This is a genomic window from Mycoplasma marinum (assembly GCF_004335975.1).
GTDB classification, from domain to species: domain Bacteria; phylum Bacillota_I; class Bacilli_A; order Mycoplasmatales; family Metamycoplasmataceae; genus Mycoplasma_K; species Mycoplasma_K marinum.
The window spans coordinates 42,594-48,673 of record NZ_PSZO01000004.1; the positions used below are offsets into that span (position 1 = coordinate 42,594).

A 6,080-nucleotide genomic window follows, 5' to 3' on the forward strand; every position below is an offset into this window, starting at 1 on the left:
ATTTGTTTATATGAAAATAGTTCAAAGAATATTCACGTTAATTTTTACATTATTAGCCATGGCTGGTATAGTTTATTTATTTTATACACTTTACTTATTTGGTGTGCATTGAGCCTTGGTTACATTTATGGCTATATATTCAGTAACTGCAATTTGAGCTATCATGGTTTTTGGTCAAGTAAGGCATACTGCAGCAAAAACATCTTGGTTATTAATGATGATTTTATTACCAATTATAGGATTATTTATTTATTTAATCTTTGGTAGAAGATTTAAAGGAAGAAAAAGTCTTGAAGAATTTCACGAGGAATATAAAGAAACTTATTTAATTCAAGAAAAATCAGTTAAAACCGATAATGTAATAATGAATAAGCAAACAAAATTTTCAAAAACACCAATCCTTAATGCTGATTTGAAAATTTATGATAATGGTATGTATGCATTTAAGCATATGTATGATGATTTAAATAAGGCTAAAAAATTTATACATTTAAACTATTACATTATTAAATCTGGTGAAGTTTGAGAAGAGTTGAAAGAGATTTTCATTAGAAAAATTTCAGAAGGTGTTGAAGTTAGATTAATTGTGGATGACTTCGGACGTTGAGCCTTACCTTGATATGAAATGATTGATTTAAAGAAAAAAGGATTGAAGATTTCTATTTATGACCAAGTTAGGTTTCCTTTTATTTCATCTCAAAATGGTTGTAGATCACATAGAAAATATATGAGTATAGATGGCAAGATCGGTTATACTGGTGGGATAAATCTAACTGATGAATATGTTAACTACTCAAAAAATTATGGAATTTGAGAAGATCTTGTTATGAGAGTGGAAGGACAAGCGGTTAGATCCTTTTCCTTACAATTCATAAATGATTGAAAATTAATTAATAAAAAAGTTCTTGACGTGGAAAAATACGCACCTAAAATAAAGTCTGATTTTAAAAATAACGCAATACACATTGAAGACAGTCCTGAGATACGTGTTCCAATTATGCAAGATTCACTAGTTCATTGGATTTCTAAGGCTAAAAAGAGTATTAAATTATCAACACCTTACTTTATTCCAACTGAAGAAATAATGGGGGCTTTAAGACATGCTTCACTTTCTGGAGTAGAAGTAAAACTTTATTTACCAGGTGCACCAGATAAAAAATCTGCGTATGAAGCATCAAAGGCTAATGCAAGAATTTTAGAAGAATATGGAGTTAAGGTATATATAGTTAAGGAAAAATTCATTCATACAAAAGCTGGTATTTTTGATGATAAAACCGCATACCTTGGAACGATGAATATAGATATGCGTTCATTCTTCTCGCAATTTGAAAATTTAATGCTTTTTGAGGGCGAAGAGGCTAAAAAATTAATCGAAGTATTTAAAAGATATGAAAAACAATCAGAATTATTAAAGGCTAAACCATGGCAAGATATGAATATTTTTCAAAAGGCAAAAACTACACTTTTAAGGATTGTTTTCCCTATGATGTAAACAAGTATAAACAAGTTGTATTTTTTTAACTTTTTGTTATAATTAAATAGTTAAAAATAGGTGAATATAAATTCATTTTTAAAGGAGAAATTAAAATGGCACAATTTACAGCAAAGATTACAGACCCAGTTGGGTTACATGCTAGACCTGCATCAGTTACTGTTTCAGCAGCTTCAAAATTTGATTCAGAAATCAAAATTGAAACAAATGGTAAATCAGGAAATTTAAAATCAATTATGAATATCATGGCACTAGGTGTTAAACAAGGTGATGAAATCACTATCACAGCCGAAGGCTCAGATGCTGATGCTGCGATTGCAGAAATCAAATCAACAATGAAAAAAAACAACCTAATTTAATTTTTAGGTTATTTTTTTTATTACAAAATTTAAACAATAAATATTATTAAGGAGAAATAATGGAATTAAAAGGAATAGGAGCATCATCAGGTATTGCAATAGCTAAAGTATTTGAACTTGTTGAGGCACACGTAGAAATAAAAAAAGAAAAAGCTAATATTGAGCAAGAAACTCAAAAATTAGAAAGTGCAATTAAGGATACTATTGCTCAAATTGAACAAATCAAGAAAAGAGCAGCTAAAAACCTAGATGCAGAACACGCAGCTGTATTTGATGCACATATTCAAGTAGCTTCAGATCCAATGATGATTGATGAAGTTAAAGGATTAATAAAATCAGAAGAAGCTAATGCATTATGAGCAACAAATGAAGTATTTGGTAAATATGCTGAAATGTTTGCTTCAATGGAAGATGCTTATATGAAAGAAAGAGCAGCTGACATTAAAGATGTTGCTAAGAGAGTTATTAACTCTATTGCTGGTGTTAAATCATCTGATGTTTCTGCAATTGATGAGGAAGTTATAGTTGTTGGTGAAGACTTAACTCCTTCTGACACAGCACAATTAAACAAAAAATTTGCAAAAGGATTTGCAACTAATATTGGTGGTAGAACATCTCACTCTGCTATCATGGCAAGATCATTAGAAATCCCTGCTGTTTTAGGTCTTAAAGATATAACTGAAAAAGTTAAAACTGGAGATACTTTAATAATTGATGGTGATGAAGGAATCGTTATTATCAATCCTACTGAAGCACAAGTTTCAGAATACAAAGAAAAACAAGAAGCTCTTGCAAAAGAAGCTGAAGAACTTAAAGCCTTTATTGGTAAAGAATCAAAAACAGCTGATGGTCATGAAGTTGAACTTGCAGGTAACATAGGTTCACCTAATGATGTTGCGGGTGTTTTAGAAAATGATGGTGAAGCTGTAGGTTTATTTAGATCAGAATTCTTATATATGGATGCTTCTGATTGACCAACAGAAGAAGAACAATTTGAATCTTATAAATCAGTTCTTTCAAATATGAAAGGTCATAGAGTTGTTGTTAGAACTCTTGACATTGGTGGAGATAAAACTCTTTCATACTATAAATTCCCAGAAGAAATGAACCCATTTTTAGGATATAGAGCTATTCGTTTATGTCTTGATCAAGTTGAAGTATTTAAGACTCAGTTAAGAGCTCTTGTGCGTGCTTCTAAATTCGGTAAACTTGCTATCATGTTCCCAATGATTGCAACAATTGATGAATTTAAAAAAGCTAAATCAATTCTTGAAGAAGTTCATGCTGAACTTGTTAAAGAAGGGCATGAAGTTGCTCCAATGAAAGATATTGAAGTAGGTATGATGGTTGAAGTTCCAGCTGCTGCAGCAAATGCTGAAAGATTTGCTAAATATGCTGATTTCTTCTCTATTGGTACAAACGATTTAATGCAATATACAATGGCTGCTGATAGAATGTCAGAAAAAGTTTCTTACCTTTACCAACCTCTTAACCCTTCAATTCTTAATTTAATTAAGATGACTATCGACGGGGCACATGCTCAAGGTAAATGAGTTGGTATGTGTGGTGAAATGGCTGGAGATAAAAACGCAGTTCCTGTTCTTGTTGGACTTGGACTTGATGAATTCTCAATGTCAGCTACTTCAATACTTAAAGCTAGAAAACAAATTTCAGAAATTAATTTAAAAGATGCACAAGCATTAGCTGCTAAAGCTGTTGTATCTGAAACTGAATCAGATGTTCAAGCACTTGTTGAAGAATTTAATAAAAAATAATAATAAATTTGATTACAAAGATAGATTATAAAAAACCTTTGTTAATAAACTGAGGTAAATAAATTCTACACTTCACGAAAGGAGTGTAGTTTTTATGTCAAAACACAAGATAAAAGAATAATAAATAAAATTATTCAAAATGTATGAGGTAACTTTTGAAATACCAAAAGAGTTCTATCAATGTATTCTCCATCAGGTCTGTAACGCCTTGAACTATATGTTCTGGATCCATAATTTAGACGAGGTGCTACTACTGAATAAGTTGGAATATTCGTGGTATTAATTTTGCCTATTTTCAATTCAATATTTCTCTTTTAAGTTTCTAAGTATGATTGTTTCTTGCTCAATTGGTAAATGCAAGTCTAGAAGTGATTTTTTACCAGAGTTAAACGATAAAAAAATGTCCTTTTTCAACATTTTCAATTCATATGTATCTTTTTAATATACTTATATATCACTCACATATAAACTTTAATTAATGTTATTTTAAAGTAACTTTGATTACTGGAATATAACATATAATTTTAATATTATGATTAAATAAATGATGATATATTTGGGGCAAACAACAAGTTATCAGAATTAAAATTTTCTTTCGTTATAAAAGATAACTTGGTATTATTTTTACAAAATAATTTACCTTGCAGAACTCCTCAAGATATAGTTTTAATAATAAATACTGTTAATTCCTTAAAAATAATGAATTAATTTTTAAGGAATTAATGAGAAAATTTGGAAATATTAGAGTAATTCACAACAATCATTTTTTGAGAAGCTTCGAAGTTATTTCAAACGATAGAAAAGTAAAAATAGAATGAATCATAAAGCATCAAATCCACAAAAAATGGACAATAAATTAAAGCAAAATTAGTCTTTTGAATGTGTCTTGATGTACATATAGTAAGATATTGCATTTTTTATTAAAAAATGATAAACGAATAAAAATTGAAGAGGAAATAAATGAAATTATATCTCTTGATTGAAAATATGTATTGTTTTCTTATTAAGAGCAAGATATTATACGGATTTAATTGAAAAGATAATTTTTATTACTGGATAAAAGTATTCGATGATCTTTTTCTGCATTTGAAAAGGCGTTATAAATTAGGAGAAAATATATGTACTCCTTTTTCAAAAAAGCTGAAAATAAACGTTTTAATCATACTATAGGAGAGATTTTAGTTTTTATTTCTAATAAAATATTACAAGAGTTAAAAATCATTAAAGGAGAAAATAATGTTAAATAAACCGGGAAAAATAACAAATAACCAATCACTAATATTCTTAAAAAATATATATAAAGCAAAGGCATTCAAATTATTATTGGTTCAATTACTTTTATTATTAATCATAATTTTAGGAGCAATTATTTTTCATTTCAATAATGAAGAATTAAAAAATGCCTCCGCATGATATAACATTAAATTCTTTGGAGAAGTGACTTTATTTTTAGAATGAGCCTACTTCTTCGCTTATATTCATATTTATTTTTATGAATATGATTTAAGAAAAAAAGTTATACAAAAAGCCCAATTAAATAATAAAAATATACAATATTTAGAGAAAAAATTTCAATTAAATATTTCAGAAGATAAAACTTTTTGATTTAATTTAAAAACATGTAGAATAAGCTTTTGCTATTGATTTCCTTTTATAAATATAGCTAGTTTTCTTGCGTGCTTACTTTTTGTAATCAGTAAAAAGGAAAAAGAAAAGGAAATGCAGGAAATTAATTTTGATTTGATAAATGAAGACCCCGCAGAAGATGAAAGACAAAAAAAACTTACTAAAAATATTAAATTAAAAAGAGAATTTAAAAGAGAAAGTATTTCTTTTTCAAATATGTTGGAATTTAAGATGTGATTTATTGGTTTTTTATTATTATTAATTATGTCAATCTTTTTGCAAACTCAAGTGAAGTCCCAAATTAAAAAAAGCCTTTCTTTAAGTGAAGAAGAATTTTCGAACATTTGAATTTCTATTTCTGCAACACTCTTAATTTGTTATTTATCTGCTTCATTTTTAACTACATTAAAAGCTAAGTGTTTAAGAAAGATCATAAATTCTGTAGAGATTAATGAATCAAATATAAAGCACATCGAGAAAGTTCTTGAAATTGATTTAACAACTAAAAGAAGTACTTTTGAATTATTTAAAGTTGCAAAATTAAAATGATATTATTGGTTACCAGTAATCAATGTATGCTGCTTAGTGTTGTTATTGATAAATGCTTTCAATTTTAATAAAAATGTCAATAATAAAATTAATGAAATAAATATATTGACTTACCAAAATATTAAAAAGGAGTCAGTGAAGTAGTGTGTTAATGTTAATGCATTAAACATTGTGTAGTCCCCAAGTGGCAAATTTTACTAAAGGGGTTTATATACATAAAGGCAAAGGTATATATGGGGTCATAAAATACAAATAATTATTGCAAAAGGTATTTTAGTT

Annotated in this window: 5 protein-coding genes; all 5 read left to right on the forward strand. The window is 27.8% G+C overall.

Annotated elements, in window-relative coordinates:
• Window positions 1-10 precede the first annotated feature (10 nt).
• Window positions 11-1,492 carry a cardiolipin synthase gene (cls, locus tag C4B24_RS01540; protein WP_131598683.1) on the forward strand — a complete coding sequence of 494 codons (1,482 nt, stop codon included), beginning with the start codon at window positions 11-13 and terminating at the stop codon, window positions 1,490-1,492.
• A gap of 95 nt (window positions 1,493-1,587) precedes the next feature.
• The gene (locus C4B24_RS01545; protein ID WP_131598685.1) at window positions 1,588-1,851 is read left to right on the forward strand and encodes an HPr family phosphocarrier protein; all 264 of its coding nucleotides are present in this window, start codon (window positions 1,588-1,590) and stop codon (window positions 1,849-1,851) included.
• Window positions 1,852-1,910: 59 nt separating this feature from the next.
• Window positions 1,911-3,626, forward strand: coding sequence for a phosphoenolpyruvate--protein phosphotransferase (ptsP, locus tag C4B24_RS01550; RefSeq protein WP_131598687.1), 1,716 nt, complete (start codon window positions 1,911-1,913; stop codon window positions 3,624-3,626).
• A 1,118-nt stretch (window positions 3,627-4,744) separates the two neighbouring features.
• Window positions 4,745-4,873, forward strand: coding sequence for a hypothetical protein (locus tag C4B24_RS05235; protein WP_272482635.1), 129 nt, complete (start codon window positions 4,745-4,747; stop codon window positions 4,871-4,873).
• Entirely contained in the window at window positions 4,863-5,945 is a 1,083-nt protein-coding gene (locus C4B24_RS01555) for a hypothetical protein (protein WP_131598689.1), read from the forward strand. The genes C4B24_RS05235 and C4B24_RS01555 overlap by 11 nt, the downstream gene beginning before the upstream one ends.
• Window positions 5,946-6,080: the final 135 nt, after the last annotated feature.